This window comes from Bacillus sp. AFS015802 (assembly GCF_002561455.1).
Classification (GTDB): Bacteria; Bacillota; Bacilli; order Bacillales; family Bacillaceae_B; genus Rossellomorea.
In genome coordinates, this window is sequence record NZ_NTUP01000014.1 from 50,393 (window position 1) to 65,519 (window position 15,127).

The following is a 15,127-nucleotide window of genomic DNA, read 5'->3' on the forward strand; positions in this document are numbered from 1 at the left end:
TCAGTGAATGAATGGACAACTACCATTGTGTAGTTGTCTTTTTTGTTTTGTAACTATTATCCATTTCAAACGTCATATTCAATATAACCAAAAAATATAAAGGAAGAGTGTATGAAATTATTTTGGAGATATATTTTTATTTTTGGGGTGGTCATGAATGTGGTTTGTTGTGATAGTGTTGACCAAGATAGAAGAATAAACAATAACCAAGAGACATTTGAAACAATAAATATCACGAATAACCGAGAAATAATTGCCACACTCGATCAAACGGTTCAAAAAACACCAAAATGGGACCAAGTAGTGAAAGAAATAAGAGAGGGAGAGGATTACAATATTGGTCACTTTAATAAAAGCCGAGACAGACTTGTTGAAGAATTAGCTATTCAAACAGTAGTAATAGAGTCCGTCATCCCACTCTTGGAGAATATTTACGGTGGGCGGAGTGGATTTGAGAAAGAAGGAGTCATATTCTTTGAGAGCAGTAACAAAAAGGTTGATAAGGCAGGTTTCTGGATAGGCATTAAAGACCCAGACAATCGGTTGGATAAATTTGTGGAAGAACTTCAAAAAAAGGTAGACGAAGGGGAGATCAAAGCCGATTCAATAAATATTTTCCATACACAACATACAGAAAGTGAAAATAATCATTTGATGAGAGAAGTTAACGATAATATTGAACAGATTTCAACAGAACATGGGGATAGTAGCTTAGAAAGAAGCGTTTCGGTAGTTGGAGTGAATTCCGATACTGGAAACATAGAAATTGGACACCATGGTCTGACTGAAGAGCAGAAGAAAGACTTGGAGAAGTCTTTTCCTAATCGGAAAATTATCTTTTATCATCAAGAAATGCATATTCCTGAAAATGCGGAAAAAACATTTCACCCAAATTAATGACTTAAAAACAACCTAGGTGAGTGAGTCTAAAGGATCTTAATAGAAAGGGAGGAGAGAATGATTCTCCCCTAAACTCTGTTCAAAATGAAAATAATCTTTACCCTCTATGCGCTAGGGATTTTTATACCTAAGGAAAAAAGGATGATTATATGAAAAAACAACTAACATATTTTCTCATAACCGTGACGTTTTTATCCTTATCGGCTTGTGGAAGCGCTAATAAAGTTGGAACAGGCGATCAAAGCCGAAAAGATGATCAAACCCAATCCGCCATAACCCCAAATAATTCTGGTTGGAAAACCATTGAGACCGTAAGTGAGCGAAATATCATTGCCAAACTTGAACAAACAGTAGAAGAAACACCAAAATGGAATCAAACTGTACAAAAAGTAAAAGAAAGCGATGACTTCAAACAAGGTTTATACGGAAAACCCACTGATGATCAAGCAATTGAAATGGCTATTCAAACCGTTGTTGGAAAGACGGTTATACCGCTCCTGGAAGAAATATATGAAGGTTACAAAGGTTTAGATGAAGCGGGAGTTGTCTTTTATGATAGAAAGAGCATGGGAGCGGAGCAATCTGGATTCTGGATTGGCATTAAAGAACCAGATGACAGATTGAAAAAATTCATAACAGAAATGCAGAAGAAGATAGATGCTGGAGAAATAAAAGCAAAATATCTTCATATTTTCTATACTCCTTATACGACAGCTGAGAACAACCTTTTAACGGATAAAGTAAATGAAAAAGTGAGGGCTATTGTAAAAAATCATGAGACACCGGATCGCTTAGCTGGTGGAGTATCGGTGGACACCATAACCGGGAATATTGAAATTGAACATAACTTTCTCACTGAAGAGCAAAAAAAAGGATTGTCTAATGCTTTTCCAACTCGGAAGGTTGTCTTTCATCAGCAAGGTAGGCTTGTTCCTAAGAAAGGAGAGAAGGACACAACTTATCCTGAAGAAACATACTCAAAGAATCCTTCAAAAGAAGGAGAATACGTTATGAGTCTTGGAGATAAGGGTATGCTGCTTATTTCTGCTCAGTCAACGGACTTTAGTGAAACGGGAGGCGAGAAGGAATTTTATTCAGCTACAAGATATAAGTTTCCAAAAGCCTCTCAAAAATTACACGTTGGCCAAAGGGTGAAAGTAGAAGCATCCGGACCCATCATGGAATCCTATCCTGGTCAAGGAACGGCTCTCTATGTGGACGTTCTTCCGGAATATAAGCCTCATCAAGCAGATTTGTCGGAATCCAAAGTGGTCCAGTTGGGGATCAAAAAAGCGGAGGATAATCAAAACCATCATATCCTTTCAATCCGGGACCTGTCTTATAATAAAAAAGCAGATCAGTGGACCATTATTTTCGTCAGGGATAAAGAAGTAATCGAGGTTGTCATCCCTGATGAGAAAATGTAGGTAACCAGAAAAAGAGTTCATGGACTCGATCTCCACGAACTCTTTTATCATCAATACAATCTCTTAAATCCATCAAACTTGGAGCTCCAATATGAGTCACTCAAACTAGTAATCTCGACGCCGTTGTCACCTGCATGGATGAATTGATTATCGCCTAAATATATCCCCAGGTGGGAGATTCCCTTTTTATAGGTATTCTCAAAGAATACTAAATCGCCGGCTTTTGGACTGTCAACATAATAGGACCGGCTGTAGTAGCCTTCACTAGAGTACCTTTTCATTGTTTGGCCGGCCTGCTTATGGACGTAATAAATGAATCCGCTGCAATCAAAGCCCGCAGGTGTCGTGCCACCCCATACATAAGGAGTGCCTAGTAGTAATTTTGCCTGAGTGATTACATCAGTACTGCTCTGTGGCAAACTTCCGGGGGTGGAAGAATTGATAGAACGACCAATAGAAAGAACCTGACCAGCGAAAATGCGATCATTCGTTAAGCTATTCCATGTTTTTAAGTCCTGTAAAGAGACTGTAAATCGATTGGCGATGGCTGATAAAGAATCTCCAGGCTGTACGGTATATTTCCTGGTTTCTGTCGTCGTTTCGGGAATGGTGTGTTTCTCTTCCGTTTGGCCAACTGTCGTATTGACTGTTTTCAACTGCTGACCGATATAAATCGTATCCTTTGTCAAACCATTCAGATCTTTAATCTGCTGAATAGTCATGCCAAGCCCTGCGCTGATATGGGATAAAGTATCACCTGATTTTACTGTGTATGTAGCTGTTTGCTGAGTAACGGGCTGACTCGGTTCATATGTATCGGGTGATGAAGAACTGTTCGATACACTCAGTTTCTGTCCTGGAAATATCAAATGATTAGTCAAATTATTGCGTTTCATCAGTTCTGTAACAGACATAGAGTGTAAGTTTGCGATCTTTCCAAGAGTATCACCGGACTTAACCTCATATGATCTGGTTTGCACAGTGATGGGTTTAGGCAGATCAGTTTTTGGTTTGGTTTGAGGAAGAGAGCTTGTTTGGACAATCTTTAGCACTTGGTTTGGAAATATAGCATCTCTCGACAAGTTGTTCAATGCTTTTAAATCATTCACATTTGTATTATATTTTTTTGAGATCGACCATAAAGATTCTCCAAACTCGACTTTATGGGTGCTGGCTGAAGCATGTGCAATGAAACTGGAAGATAAAATTGCCGTTGTCGTCACTGTTACGATCGCTTTTTTCAATTGTCTGTTCTCCTTTTCAACATGGAATATTGGTTGATTCCGACATCTTTTATCATATAGTGGAAGATTATAGTATTAATTAGAATATATCATAAAAGAATGTTGGGAAGTCTAAATTTTTTGAAAGTTAGGGTAGGAAAAAGGGATTATATATCATGTTATTTCTTTATATGTGAAGATTCTAAAGAAGGAGTTTCTGGCTCTAATTAAAGACCCTGAGTTTTTTAAGTGAAGATGGGTGTATGAGGAGTGAGAGATTTAAAGCAATAAATGGATGAAAAAAACGCCTGGAGATTTCTCCAAGCGTTTTGTACTGTATATTCAATTAAACCTTAGCTGTTTCCTTTTCGCGCTCAATCACTGCCAAACGCTCTGCCACTTCTTCTTCCGTCAAACCATGTTCCATAACATAGCGGTTTTCAGGACTCGTGCGGCACTCATGTGAGCAGCTTCTCATATATTTATGCTCATTTTCTTCGGAGCAAAGGATCTTTCGGTTACAAGGTGGGTGTGCACAGTTTACGTAGCGCTCGCAAGGTTCGCCAGTGTAGAAATCTTTCCCTACGACAACGTGCTCTGTCTGATTGACAGGAACACCGATGCGCTCGTCGAATACGTAAAGCTGACCGTCCCACAGTTGACCTTTTACTTCAGGGTCTTTACCGTAAGTTGCGATACCTCCGTGCAGTTGTGCAACATTCTCAAAGCCTTCTTTTACTAACCAGCCTGAGAATTTTTCACAGCGGATACCACCAGTGCAATACGTGATGATTTTCTTGCCTTCTAATTTATCTTTATTGTCGCGGACCCAGTTCGGGAGGTCACGGAAGTTTTTGATATCCGGCTTCACGGCTCCTCTGAAGTGTCCCAATTCATATTCATAGTCGTTACGTGCATCAAGAAGGATTGTATCTTCCCGCTGGATCTGTTCAAAGAAATCCTTTGGCTCAAGGTATTCACCAGTAAGCTCATTCGGATTTACGTCATCCTCAAGACGAAGAGTCACAAGCTCTGGACGATGCTTCACTTTTAATTTCTTGAACGCATGACCGTCTGTTTCGTCGATCTTGAATACAGTGTCCTTGAAATGAGGATCCTGTCTCATCGCTTCCATATACGCATCCGTCTGCTCGATCGTTCCTGAGCATGTTCCGTTGATTCCTTCAGATGAAATCAGGATGCGTCCCTTCAGGCCAAGGTCCGAGCACAGTTGTTTGTGCTGGGCAGTGACTTCCTCCGGGTTCTCAATGTCTACATAGTTGTAATACAGTAGTACTCGGTAATCTCTCATGTTTATTTCCACCTATCGATATATATTTGCAAGATATAATCTTAGGATTCAGTTCCTTATTACTCTTACGATGTACTATTATAACAAATTTTTATGAAATTGCATCATATGTGGGGGAGAAAAGATGGGGATTGTGAGGAAAAGGTGGTGGATATTGGGTTGGAAGGGTCATTGTGGCGGTATCTGAGGGAGATGTGACAAATTCAGGGTGAACTCCTTAAGGACATGCCTTACTAAAGAATATAAATACATTAAATTTGTAAAAATGGATAGGATTTGAAACAATGAAACTAACAAGAAAATAAACAAGGGGTGTCACTACATATGCTCAAAAAATTCATGCTGCTTGGTCTCTTTGTTGCACTCACTCTAATGGTCGCAGGTTGTCAGGAAAAGGTTCAGCCGGATGATCGGCTGCAGGAATACGCGGATCTTTGGAATAAAGGGAAGTTTGATAGTATGTTCTCAGACTACGTACAGACTTCAACCAAAGATACATACAAAAAAGAAGATTTCATTACAAGATATAAAGACATCTATAAAGATCTGGAAGTGAAGGATGTAAAAGTAACCTTCAAAAAGCCTGATAAAGAGGTGGACTGGGATAAAGAAACAAAAGCCAAGTTCCCCATGACCATTTCGTTTAAAACTCTCGCCGGTGAGGTTTCGTATAAAAAAGATGTAACGTTGACAAAAGAAAAGAAGAACGACGATGAAAATTGGTTCGTGGATTGGGACCCTTCGTTCATCCTGCCGGAAATGGAAAAGGGGGACAAGGTCGGAGTGGAAAGTATTTCTGCCAAACGCGGGGAGATCCTCGACCGGAATCAGCAGCCCCTTGCAGTTAACGGGGAAGCCTTTGAGTTAGGGATTGTCCCGAAAGAGTTCAGTGACAATGATTTGAGCAAGCTGTCATCCTTACTGAATTTATCACCAGAACTAATAAAGAGTAAACTGGACGCAAGCTGGGTGAAGCCTGACTATTTTGTCCCAATTAAAAAAATTGCCTTAAAAGAGCGTCCTCTCGCATTGGAAGTAATTGAACTGGACGGGCTTTACTCCAAACGGGTGCCTGCAAGGGAATACCCATACGGAGAAGCCACCGCCCATCTCACCGGTTACATTGGAAAGCTTACAGCAGAGAAACTGGAGAAGCTGAAAGACAAAGGCTATACCACTCAATCCTTGATGGGCTTAAGCGGAGCAGAGGAAGTGTATGAAGATCAACTCCGTGGCAAAGACGGGCAGCGCATTTATCTGAAGAAAAAAGATTCTGAAGACACCGTCACCGTAGCCGAACAACCCGTACAGGATGGGAAAAACATCACACTCACCATTGATGCCGAGATGCAAAAGAAAATTTACGCACAGATGAAGAATGAGGCGGGTACGGCAGCCGCCATCAATCCACAAACGGGAGAAGCGCTGGCCCTTGTCAGCACCCCTGCCTATGATCCGAATGAATTCGTTTTGGGGATGTCTGCAGAAAAATATAAGAAGCTTGCCGACGATCCGAAAAAACCGCTCCGGAACCGATTCCAGCTTGCCTATTCACCGGGATCCACAATGAAGGGCATCACAGCATCCGTCGGCCTGAAATCCGGCAAGCTTGATCCTAAAAAAATCTATGATATCCCGGGGAAGAAGTGGCAAAAGGATGAGTCATGGGGGAATTATAAAGTGGTCCGAGTTTTTGACAATGAGAGCAAAGTGGATTTGGAAAGCGCCCTTAAATTCTCGGATAACATCTATTTTGCACGGGTCGGACTGGATATGGGTGCCGAGACATTTATTGCAGGCTTGAAGGATTTCGGCTTTGGCGAAGAGGTCCCTATGTCTTACCCGATCTATAAATCACAGGTTTCAAACGACGGGGAAATCTCCAAAGAAGTCCAGCTGGCCGATTCTGCTTTCGGTCAAGGGGAAGTGCTGATGAGTATCGTTCACATAGCAAGTGCATACGGCGGGATCATCAACGATGGCACAATGATGGAACCAAAACTCCTGAAGGATGAAGAACAAAATGTGTGGAAGAAAGACCTGCTTTCAAAAGAACAGGCAGACATGATGAAAACGAATTTTCGAAAAGTGGTCACAGAAGGCATCGCCGGAAAAGCGAGTGTAGAAGGTAAAGCGATCGCCGGTAAGACCGGTACGGCAGAGATCAAATCGGAGCAGGGAACGAAAGGCAAGGAAAATGGAGTGTTCGTTTCCTATGACCAGAATGACCCGTCCATTGTTCTTGCCATGCTCCTTGAAGATGTTCAGGATGAGGGTGGAAGCACCCATACCGTCCAAGTGGCCAAGAAGTTTTATGATAGTTGGAAATAAAGAGGAAGAGAGGGGCAGATGCTCCTCTCTTTTTCAATGGTCAAGGGAAAGCGCAAAAAATCCCCAAAGACCTCCTTTGGGGATTAAAGTGTTTATAAGGCTGTGACCATTCCCCCATCAACGACCAATGATTGCCCGGTTATATAGGTATTGGCATCCGAAACAAGGAAGGCAATCACCCTGGCGAACTCATCCGGCTCACCATATCGTCCTAGAGGGATCGCTTTCTCACTCATGCTCTTCAGCTCGTCCAGGGTCATATTCCGTTTCTCAGCGTTTAGTTGATCCAGCTCCGCCACCCGGTCCGTTGAAATTCTTCCGGGACCGACCGTGTTGATGAGAATATGATCCTGGGCGAGTTCCCTTGATAAGCTTTTTGATAACCCGACCATTCCGGTCCTGAACGTGTTAGATAGAATAAGGCCGTCAATGGACTGCTTCGTGGAAGAAGAGGCGATATTCACGATCCGCCCACCATTATTCCTTTTCATATGAGGAATGACCTCCCTGATTGTTCGAATATAGCTGAGGAGGTTCAGTTCAAAGGCATATTGCCAATCGTCATCCTCGAACTTTTGAAATCCTCCCGCCGGCGGACCCCCGGTATTGTTGACGAGAATATCCACTCCACCCAGTTTCGATACCGCTGCTTCAAAGAGGGACCGGATATCTTCGGGCTTCGTCATATCACATGTCGTGTAATGAATGTGCTGATTCCCGGTTAAGTCAATGATTTCATTTGCGGTCTTTTGAAGCTCTTCTTCATTTCTGCTGGAAATAAGCACTCGGGCACCTTCTTTCGCCAGTTCCAGTGCCGTGGCTTTTCCTAAACCTTTACTTGATGCGGTCACTATGACTGCTTTATCTTTTAATCCGAAATCCATTTTCATCCACCTCATTTAATTGGGAATATAAATGCATTAGAACTGTATTTCTTCTAATCTTGCGTTGGTTCCTTCCAAGTCAAATTCTTCCGGATCGTGATCCGCAAACCTTTCCCTGAAGAACATCACTTCCTCATCTTTTTCATAGGGGTTTAATAATACCTCTAATACATGCTGATAATGATGTATGCCCCCACTATCTTCTATAGGACAATTTCGTTTTCCTTTAAGGCACACTGGAAAGTTCAATTTTTGATCCTCTGATATTTTCTCGAGGAGGATCTGATGCTGCCAATTGTCACCAAAATCATAGGTGTAAGAAATCTTATCATTCTCTTCATCCAACACATTTCCAAGGATCGCTTTACTGGAGTCATAAGTCCGATTTGCATCAAATTCATATTCTTCGTGAGGAAATTCAAACTCACCATGTCCAGTATCAAAAGAGTATAAATGTGAATGAGTCCAGCCCATTGTAGCTTGTATAACATGATGAAATTGATGGAGGGAAAGAGTATTGGGGATGAGTACCCGTCTCCATATGGGCGGTTTTGCGCCTTTTAAAGAAATTTTCACCTGAAAGGTCTTTTTCTTCACGGGTTGTATGACTTCTCTTTCTACCATTGGGTCAGTTCCATTTGGAAGAATTTGAGTTAATACTGGTTCGTGGAATTGTTCGATAAGCGCAGATTGGAGTCTTTTCTGGTCTTGAGGTGGCAATGCTCTATAGACTTCCGAGGTTTTCAGCTTAGTGATGAGACTTTGCAGGAGATCTTCATGATTTAGCATAATTTTCCTCCTTGGGTTATCATCGTTGCTAATAGTATAAGGGGTGAAGATCTTTCTTGTGATCCCAGTTTTCTTTCACCAAAATTGTGATGTTGTCTTGGGTATCCTGCTGGTTTTCTTCAAGTACGTTCATTCTGGATTCGAGCTTGTCCATGCGGTTTTCGAGTTTCTCCATACGATTTTCCAACCCGTCCATGCGTGTTTCCAATCGTTCAAAGCGAATATTCACATTTGATTCAAATCGGGTCATTTGTTCCTGTAACTCTTTAATGGTTTGTAAAATCTGATCCATCGCATTTTTCATCTCCTTATGCCATAATTGTAACACAGAATCTGGGAATAGTACCTTCACAATCACTGGAAAAAATCTTATCCGGACATACGGTTTTGCTTTTAAATATGGTAATATAAGAAAATGTAAAGAGAGATAACAAACGAACTATATTACATAGAGTTAGGAGAATGATCAATGAGTAAAACACTAATTTTCGGACACAAAAACCCGGACACAGATACGATCACATCGGCACTGGTTTATGCTGATTTGAAATCAAAAATCGGGATGGACGTGGAGCCGGTTCGTCTAGGTGAAGTAAACGGTGAAACACAGTATGCCCTTGATTACTTTAAAGTCCAAGCACCACGTTTGGTAGAAAAGGTTGCGGCTGAGACGGATACGGTCATCCTGGTTGACCACAACGAGCGCCAGCAAAGTGCTGAAGACATCGAAGAAGTACGCGTTCTTGAAGTCATCGATCATCACCGCATCGCGAACTTTGAAACTTCAGATCCCCTTTATTACCGTGCTGAGCCGGTTGGATGTACAGCAACGATCTTAAATAAGATCTACAAGGAAAAAGGAGTGGAGGTCACGAAGGAAATGGCTGGATTGATGCTTTCCGCTATCATCTCGGACTCTCTGTTATTCAAATCTCCAACATGCACGGACGAAGATGTAGCGGCAGCAAATGAACTGGCTGAAATCGCAGGAGTTGACCCACAAGTATACGGTCTGGAAATGCTGAAGGCAGGCGCCAACATGAGCACAAAATCAGTCGCTGAACTTGTGACCCTTGATGCCAAAGAATTCTCCATGGGTACCGCGAAAGTGGAAGTGGCTCAAATCAACGTTGTCGATGTGAATGACGTATTCGGACGTCAGCCAGAAGTCGAAGCGGCCATGGAAACGATGATCAAGGAAAAAGGACTGGATCTGTTCCTTCTTGTCGTGACGGACATCCTGGAAAACGACTCAACGGCTCTTGCCCTTGGAAGCAAAGCGGCTGAAGTGGAGAAGGCGTTCAACGTCACACTTCAAAACAACACGGCCCTATTAAAAGGCGTGGTATCCCGTAAGAAGCAGATCGTACCTGTGTTGACGGATGCGATGAAATAATGATGGTGAAGGAGCAGTCTTTGGACTGCTCCTTTTTTTAGGCGTTAGTGAAGAAAGGGAGACGATTAAATGAACTTCAAAAAAATCCACCACATCGCGATCATTTGCTCGGACTTTGCGAAATCTAAAGACTTTTACGTCAATAAACTTGGCTTTGAGATCAAGCAGGAGATCTACAGAGAAGAAAGAGATTCCTATAAACTCGACCTTATGTTAAACGGTGAATATATTATTGAACTCTTTTCGTTCCCTGATGCTCCTGAAAGGCCGAGTTATCCTGAAGCGCAAGGACTTCGTCATTTAGCTTTTGAAGTGGATGATCTTAAGGCGTCTGTGGAGGAACTGAATGAAAGAGGCATTATAACTGAAGAAATTAGGACAGATCCTTATACCCATAAACAGTTCACCTTCTTTGAAGATCCCGATGGACTTCCATTGGAAATATACGAAAGGTAGTTTTGAGGTCCGTCCCTCAAAAAAAGAGCACTTCCCACAAGGAGAAGTGCCGTCTAAAGGTATTGTAATTTGTCGTTAATTCTATTAAATCATATCTTGAGATGGGATGATTTCTTGTTAATGATTCATTTACACTAAAAAAATGGTGGGAAGCTTGTAAATATCTTTATTTCCTACATAAATATAAAGATATTAATATTTATCAGTAGCTCATTTTATAAAATAGTGAATAAGAGGTTCGTCCCTCTACAAAAAAAAGAGCACATCCCACAAGGGGAAATGCCATCAAAAGGTATTGTAATTTGTCGTTAGGTTTATTAAAACATAGATTTTATATCTATGTATTTACGGTCTGAGTCTATTAGGGACAGGATATGAAGATTTACCTAAAGATAATGCTCGTTTTTCTGGTAATATATAAATATATTAATATTTGTGGAGCGTGGGTGTATGGACTATTCGGTTATCGGAAAAAAGATCAAAGAGTTGAGGAAAGGTGTTCAATTGACGCAAGGAGAGTTAGCTGAAGGGATATGTACTCAAGCCCTCATCAGTCGTATTGAAAAAGGGGATATTTACCCAAGTGCGACTGCTCTTTATCAAATTTCTAAGAAACTGGGTGTCGATGTGAACTATTTCTTTGAAATTGGGACAACCCCCCGCCTTGATTATGTTCAGGAAGTAGAAAGGCAACTACGGAAGTTAAGGGTAAAGCATCATTACGAAGAAATGATGGATATTGTGAAAGTGGAGGAGAAGAACCCCATATTTAACCAAACTGACTTCAATAGTCAGCTTCTCTTGTGGCATAGAGCGATTTATACACAAGAAGTATTGAAAGATAAAGTGACTGCCAGAATTCTTCTGCATGAAGCCCTTGGCTTAACCTATGATCATAAGAAAGCTTTGTCAGAGAGAGAAATGGAGATCATGCTAAGTTTGGGTGTCATTGATTTTTCAGAGGAAAATTACGATGGGGCTCTTAAATATTATGAGCAGGTTAAGAATGGATTGAAAGGAAGTAAGCAACTTCACGATAAAGCTATAAAGACGCGTTTATTGTATAATATTGCCCGCCTCTATACACGACTGGAGAGATATGAAAAGTCGAACGAAAATTGTAAAGAAGCCATTCGTTGGAGTATTAACGAAGAGAATATGTATGCATTAGGCCATCTACATTATCATGTAGGATACAATTATGAACTTCTAAAGCAATATCAAAAAGCACTTCCTTACTTTGAAAAAGCTATCCTGATTTTTGAACTGCAGGATGAACATGTTTACCTTGATTACCTTAGAAAGAGGAAAGAAGGATTAATCTCCCGGGTTCAAAATACATAACGGTGTTGAAGCCAACGTTTGTTTCCAATCTTGTCACATACATTATCCCGATCTCTCATATGGATAAGTATAGACTGGCTAGTGAGAGGTGAAAAGATGAGAAGGAAGAGTCCGGTTCCACTAATCATTGGGGTAGGTGTCCTCATCCTCATCGGGGCGGCTCTTTTCATGTTTATAGGGAAAAGCCAAGAACCTGAAACACCAGAAGAAGTAATCAAGCAATTTTATGACTTTGAGAAAGAAGGGGATTTCGGTAATGCATGGGAATTGTTTCATCCGGAGATGAAAACCCTGTTTCCAAAGTCCACTTATATACAAACGAAAAATCATGTGTTTTTGGGTCACATGGGTGTAGATGAATTTGAAGTGAATATCGGGAAAATTGAAAGGCTAAAGAAATTCATTTTCAATCAAGATGGACTGACATTTAGAAATGTGAGAAAGGCCAAAGTCGACTTGATTTTTCAAAGCCAGTTTGGCGAGCTGGTCATAAGCCAGAATTGCTATGTAGCTTTGGAAGAGGGTAAATGGAGGGTGTTGTGGAATTATAATTTCTAAGAGTAATATCAATCTGCTGGGAATGAGAGGGAACACCATTTAGGTGACAAGGTGCATGATTGTTGAAAACAAAAAAGAGGCTGGGACAAAAGGGTTTCAGCTAAAGAAAAATCCGAACGAGTGGTTTGATAAAAACCTAACTCGTTCGGATTTTTGATTTTTAGTGCTAAAGCTTAATCTATACATCAACAGCGGTATAACACGTGATCTAATTGTTCGTCTTTAGAGTGTATAGATTTAGTTATGTCCCAGCCTCTTTTTATGTCTATTCCAAGTCTTCCCCAATAATTCGTACTTCACGTTCCAGCTCTACATCAAATTTTTCCTTTACCGTCTTTTGTACATGTTCGATCAGGGAGATGTAATCCTGTGCAGTGGCGTTGTCTTTATTTACAATGAATCCTGCGTGCTTGGTTGATACTTCGGCACCGCCGAAATTCGTTCCTTGTAGCTCGCTGTCCTGGATGAGTTTCCCTGCAAAGTATCCTGGGGGACGCTTAAATACACTTCCGCAAGAAGGAAATTCAAGAGGCTGTTTGGATTCCCTTTTAAATGTCAAATCATCCATGACAGCTTTGATTTCTTCATAATCACCAGGCTTTAGGCTGAAGGTTGCTTCCAGTACAATATCGCCTTTTTCAGAGATATTACTGTGACGGTAATCGAGTTCTAACTCGGCCGCTGTACGCTTCACCAAATTGCCCTTACGATCAACAACATAGCAATAGTCCAACACATCGCTGATTTCACCACCATAAGCACCCGCGTTCATAAATAAAGCGCCGCCGACAGTACCCGGGATACCGCAGGCAAATTCCAATCCGGAAAGCTTTTCCGCTAATGCCCTTCTGGATACATCGATGATGGCAGCTCCACTTTGTGCTACCAGCTGTGAACCATTTGATTTTATCTCATCAAAGTTTTTAAGATGAAGGACAATTCCCCTGATTCCCCCATCTTTTACAATCAGGTTAGATCCGTTGCCAAGTAAGGTAAATGGATAATTTTCTTCATTGGAAAGCTTTACAACTTCTTGAACTTCTTCATATGTGGTGGGTGTCACGAAAAAGTCTGCTTTTCCGCCAAGCTTTGTATATAAATGGTTTCTAAGCATTTCATCGGTCTTAACATTCTCCGGTGCAACGACACTGGTCAGTCTTGTTAATAATTTCTTTTTATCGATCATCTAAATCAGTCCTATTTAAAAGTTAGTATTCATTTTAAAACCATCACTTTCATTATATGCCTAACTGGGCTGAAAGTTAAACCTTTTGAATAGAAATCAAGCCTTTTACCCTAATAAGGAAGTGATATCAAAAAAACACCATTACAACGAATTGTAATGGTGTTGGTCGTTAGTTGGACGTATTTGATTCAATAAGGAATTCGTCAACAGCAACCCAAATGGCTTCCTTGAGGAGACTGTCCTTCTTATTGATGTCATTGATAAAGTATGAATCTAATCGTTCTTTTACTTTGGAACCCACTTTTTCAGGGGAGGCTTTTAATGTATAATCACTCCATTCTTGATCCCAAATGTAGACAATTAATGAAATGATTTCACCTTTTTCTTTAACAGACAGGGTTGAATAGTCAAATCCGTTCCAATGATAAAACTCATCATATTGGAGTCGTAAGAACATTTCTTCAACGAAATCTTCTAATGATTGCGTCTTGGACGTGTTATCAGCGTAAGTAAGGGTTACCGACTCATAGCTATTTACCAGCGTTACTTGATTTAAATTTTCCACCGAGTTAATGCCGATGACATTCAATGCATTCTCAAAATAAAGATCCTGTTCAATAAGGAAGAAATAGATCCATTTAGCTGCTGCTGCTCTGGTACCATAAGAAACAGGCATGAATTGACCATCCAAATTTCCTTCGGCAAAACCAATTTGCTCTGCGAAGGATACATAAGGATAGGCGGTTCTGGAAATAGAACTCTCATCAGTGAACTCTGAATCGAAGTTAAGTAGCTGTGAAAAGTCTTCCATACCCATGGCTCTCATGAACATGATGATCATTTCTTGTCTGGTGATAGGGGAGTTGGAACCAAAATATCCAGGTTTTTTCCCATTGGCAATGCCAGCGTCAATCAGTGCTCCCACAAAAGGCCTTACGCGTTCTGGAACATCTGTAAAGCTTGAGGCTGAATCTGCGTTTAAAGGCAAATCCAATGCCAGGGAAAGCATTTTAGCAAAGTCACCTCGTTTAATGGTTGAATTAGGTCGATAGGTACCATCTGGAAAGCCATCAATAATCTTCTCAGATCCTAATACCTCAATATAATCTTTGGCGAATGTATTTTGAATATCTGTAAACGAAGAAGCGCTTGCTGGTGTTACAAGTAGTTGGGTCAAAAGAATAAGAACAGATAAAGGCAATAATAACTTCTTTGCCAATTATTTCACCTCTCAAAATAGTTTCTACTAATTTTGTCATTCTTTAAAAATCATACCAAAAATCAATGTATTTTCAACTAGGTAAATAGTGATGATTATCAT

General features: G+C 40.8%; 14 protein-coding genes. 7 read left to right on the forward strand and 7 right to left on the reverse strand.

Annotated elements, in window-relative coordinates; translation table 11 throughout:
• The first annotated feature begins 111 nt into the window (after positions 1-111).
• Together CN378_RS10680 and CN378_RS10685 are read left to right on the forward strand one after the other, a co-directional pair.
• Positions 112-897 carry a hypothetical protein gene (locus CN378_RS10680; protein WP_098351878.1) on the forward strand — a complete coding sequence of 262 codons (786 nt, stop codon included), beginning with the start codon at positions 112-114 and terminating at the stop codon, positions 895-897.
• A gap of 152 nt (positions 898-1,049) precedes the next feature.
• Positions 1,050-2,327 carry a DUF3221 domain-containing protein gene (locus CN378_RS10685; protein ID WP_098351879.1) on the forward strand — a complete coding sequence of 426 codons (1,278 nt, stop codon included), beginning with the start codon at positions 1,050-1,052 and terminating at the stop codon, positions 2,325-2,327.
• Positions 2,328-2,377: 50 nt separating this feature from the next.
• Here the strand turns inward: CN378_RS10685 and CN378_RS10690 are convergent, their stop codons facing one another.
• On the reverse strand, positions 2,378-3,571 hold the full coding sequence (locus CN378_RS10690) for a C40 family peptidase (RefSeq protein WP_098351880.1): 1,194 nt from the start codon (positions 3,569-3,571) through the stop codon (positions 2,378-2,380).
• Positions 3,572-3,896: 325 nt separating this feature from the next.
• The gene (trhO, locus tag CN378_RS10695; RefSeq protein WP_098351881.1) at positions 3,897-4,862 is read right to left on the reverse strand and encodes an oxygen-dependent tRNA uridine(34) hydroxylase TrhO; all 966 of its coding nucleotides are present in this window, start codon (positions 4,860-4,862) and stop codon (positions 3,897-3,899) included.
• Between the two features lie 324 nt (positions 4,863-5,186).
• On the opposite strand from trhO, the gene CN378_RS10700 reads away from it, so the two are divergent.
• Positions 5,187-7,193, forward strand: a complete 2,007-nt coding sequence (locus tag CN378_RS10700) for a penicillin-binding transpeptidase domain-containing protein (protein WP_098351882.1) — start codon at positions 5,187-5,189, stop codon at positions 7,191-7,193.
• Positions 7,194-7,285: 92 nt separating this feature from the next.
• Here CN378_RS10700 and CN378_RS10705 read toward each other — a convergent pair whose 3' ends face one another.
• From CN378_RS10705 to CN378_RS10715, 3 genes are read right to left on the reverse strand one after another with little or no spacing between them, the layout of a single operon-like run.
• Positions 7,286-8,077: an SDR family oxidoreductase gene (locus CN378_RS10705; RefSeq protein ID WP_098351883.1), complete on the reverse strand. Its 792-nt coding sequence runs from the start codon at positions 8,075-8,077 to the stop codon at positions 7,286-7,288.
• 36 nt (positions 8,078-8,113) lie between these two features.
• The gene (locus tag CN378_RS10710; protein ID WP_098351884.1) at positions 8,114-8,866 is read right to left on the reverse strand and encodes a plasmid pRiA4b ORF-3 family protein; all 753 of its coding nucleotides are present in this window, start codon (positions 8,864-8,866) and stop codon (positions 8,114-8,116) included.
• Between the two features lie 28 nt (positions 8,867-8,894).
• Complete coding sequence (locus CN378_RS10715; RefSeq protein WP_098351885.1) at positions 8,895-9,158, reverse strand: hypothetical protein; 264 nt, start codon at positions 9,156-9,158, stop codon at positions 8,895-8,897.
• Between the two features lie 177 nt (positions 9,159-9,335).
• Here CN378_RS10715 and CN378_RS10720 point away from each other — a divergent pair, with 177 nt between their 5' ends.
• The 4 genes from CN378_RS10720 (at position 9,336) to CN378_RS10735 (ending at position 12,620) form a co-directional block, all read left to right on the forward strand.
• The gene (locus CN378_RS10720; protein ID WP_098351886.1) at positions 9,336-10,262 is read left to right on the forward strand and encodes a manganese-dependent inorganic pyrophosphatase; all 927 of its coding nucleotides are present in this window, start codon (positions 9,336-9,338) and stop codon (positions 10,260-10,262) included.
• Between the two features lie 69 nt (positions 10,263-10,331).
• On the forward strand, positions 10,332-10,718 hold the full coding sequence (gloA2, locus tag CN378_RS10725; RefSeq protein ID WP_098351887.1) for an SMU1112c/YaeR family gloxylase I-like metalloprotein: 387 nt from the start codon (positions 10,332-10,334) through the stop codon (positions 10,716-10,718).
• A gap of 450 nt (positions 10,719-11,168) precedes the next feature.
• Entirely contained in the window at positions 11,169-12,062 is an 894-nt protein-coding gene (locus CN378_RS10730) for a helix-turn-helix domain-containing protein (RefSeq protein WP_098351888.1), read from the forward strand.
• 96 nt (positions 12,063-12,158) lie between these two features.
• Positions 12,159-12,620, forward strand: coding sequence for a hypothetical protein (locus tag CN378_RS10735; RefSeq protein ID WP_098351889.1), 462 nt, complete (start codon positions 12,159-12,161; stop codon positions 12,618-12,620).
• Between the two features lie 265 nt (positions 12,621-12,885).
• On the opposite strand, the gene murB is transcribed toward CN378_RS10735, so the two are convergent.
• Both murB and CN378_RS10745 read right to left on the reverse strand, forming a co-directional pair.
• Positions 12,886-13,806: a UDP-N-acetylmuramate dehydrogenase gene (gene murB / locus CN378_RS10740; protein WP_098351890.1), complete on the reverse strand. Its 921-nt coding sequence runs from the start codon at positions 13,804-13,806 to the stop codon at positions 12,886-12,888.
• A 169-nt stretch (positions 13,807-13,975) separates the two neighbouring features.
• On the reverse strand, positions 13,976-15,025 hold the full coding sequence (locus tag CN378_RS10745; protein ID WP_098351891.1) for an S-layer homology domain-containing protein: 1,050 nt from the start codon (positions 15,023-15,025) through the stop codon (positions 13,976-13,978).
• Between the last annotated feature and the right edge of the window lie 102 nt (positions 15,026-15,127).

What these genes read in the sequence shown, in the direction of transcription:
- trhO (WP_098351881.1), bottom strand. Translation starts at nt 4,862, where the DNA reads ATGAGAGATTACCGAGTACTACTGTATTACAACTATGTAGACATTGAG.
- murB (WP_098351890.1), bottom strand. Translation starts at nt 13,806, where the DNA reads ATGATCGATAAAAAGAAATTATTAACAAGACTGACCAGTGTCGTTGCA.
- CN378_RS10720 (WP_098351886.1), top strand. Translation starts at nt 9,336, where the DNA reads ATGAGTAAAACACTAATTTTCGGACACAAAAACCCGGACACAGATACG.
- CN378_RS10705 (WP_098351883.1), bottom strand. Translation starts at nt 8,077, where the DNA reads ATGGATTTCGGATTAAAAGATAAAGCAGTCATAGTGACCGCATCAAGT.
- CN378_RS10680 (WP_098351878.1), top strand. Translation starts at nt 112, where the DNA reads ATGAAATTATTTTGGAGATATATTTTTATTTTTGGGGTGGTCATGAAT.
- CN378_RS10685 (WP_098351879.1), top strand. Translation starts at nt 1,050, where the DNA reads ATGAAAAAACAACTAACATATTTTCTCATAACCGTGACGTTTTTATCC.
- gloA2 (WP_098351887.1), top strand. Translation starts at nt 10,332, where the DNA reads ATGAACTTCAAAAAAATCCACCACATCGCGATCATTTGCTCGGACTTT.
- CN378_RS10715 (WP_098351885.1), bottom strand. Translation starts at nt 9,158, where the DNA reads ATGGATCAGATTTTACAAACCATTAAAGAGTTACAGGAACAAATGACC.
- CN378_RS10700 (WP_098351882.1), top strand. Translation starts at nt 5,187, where the DNA reads ATGCTCAAAAAATTCATGCTGCTTGGTCTCTTTGTTGCACTCACTCTA.
- CN378_RS10730 (WP_098351888.1), top strand. Translation starts at nt 11,169, where the DNA reads ATGGACTATTCGGTTATCGGAAAAAAGATCAAAGAGTTGAGGAAAGGT.
- CN378_RS10710 (WP_098351884.1), bottom strand. Translation starts at nt 8,866, where the DNA reads ATGCTAAATCATGAAGATCTCCTGCAAAGTCTCATCACTAAGCTGAAA.
- CN378_RS10735 (WP_098351889.1), top strand. Translation starts at nt 12,159, where the DNA reads ATGAGAAGGAAGAGTCCGGTTCCACTAATCATTGGGGTAGGTGTCCTC.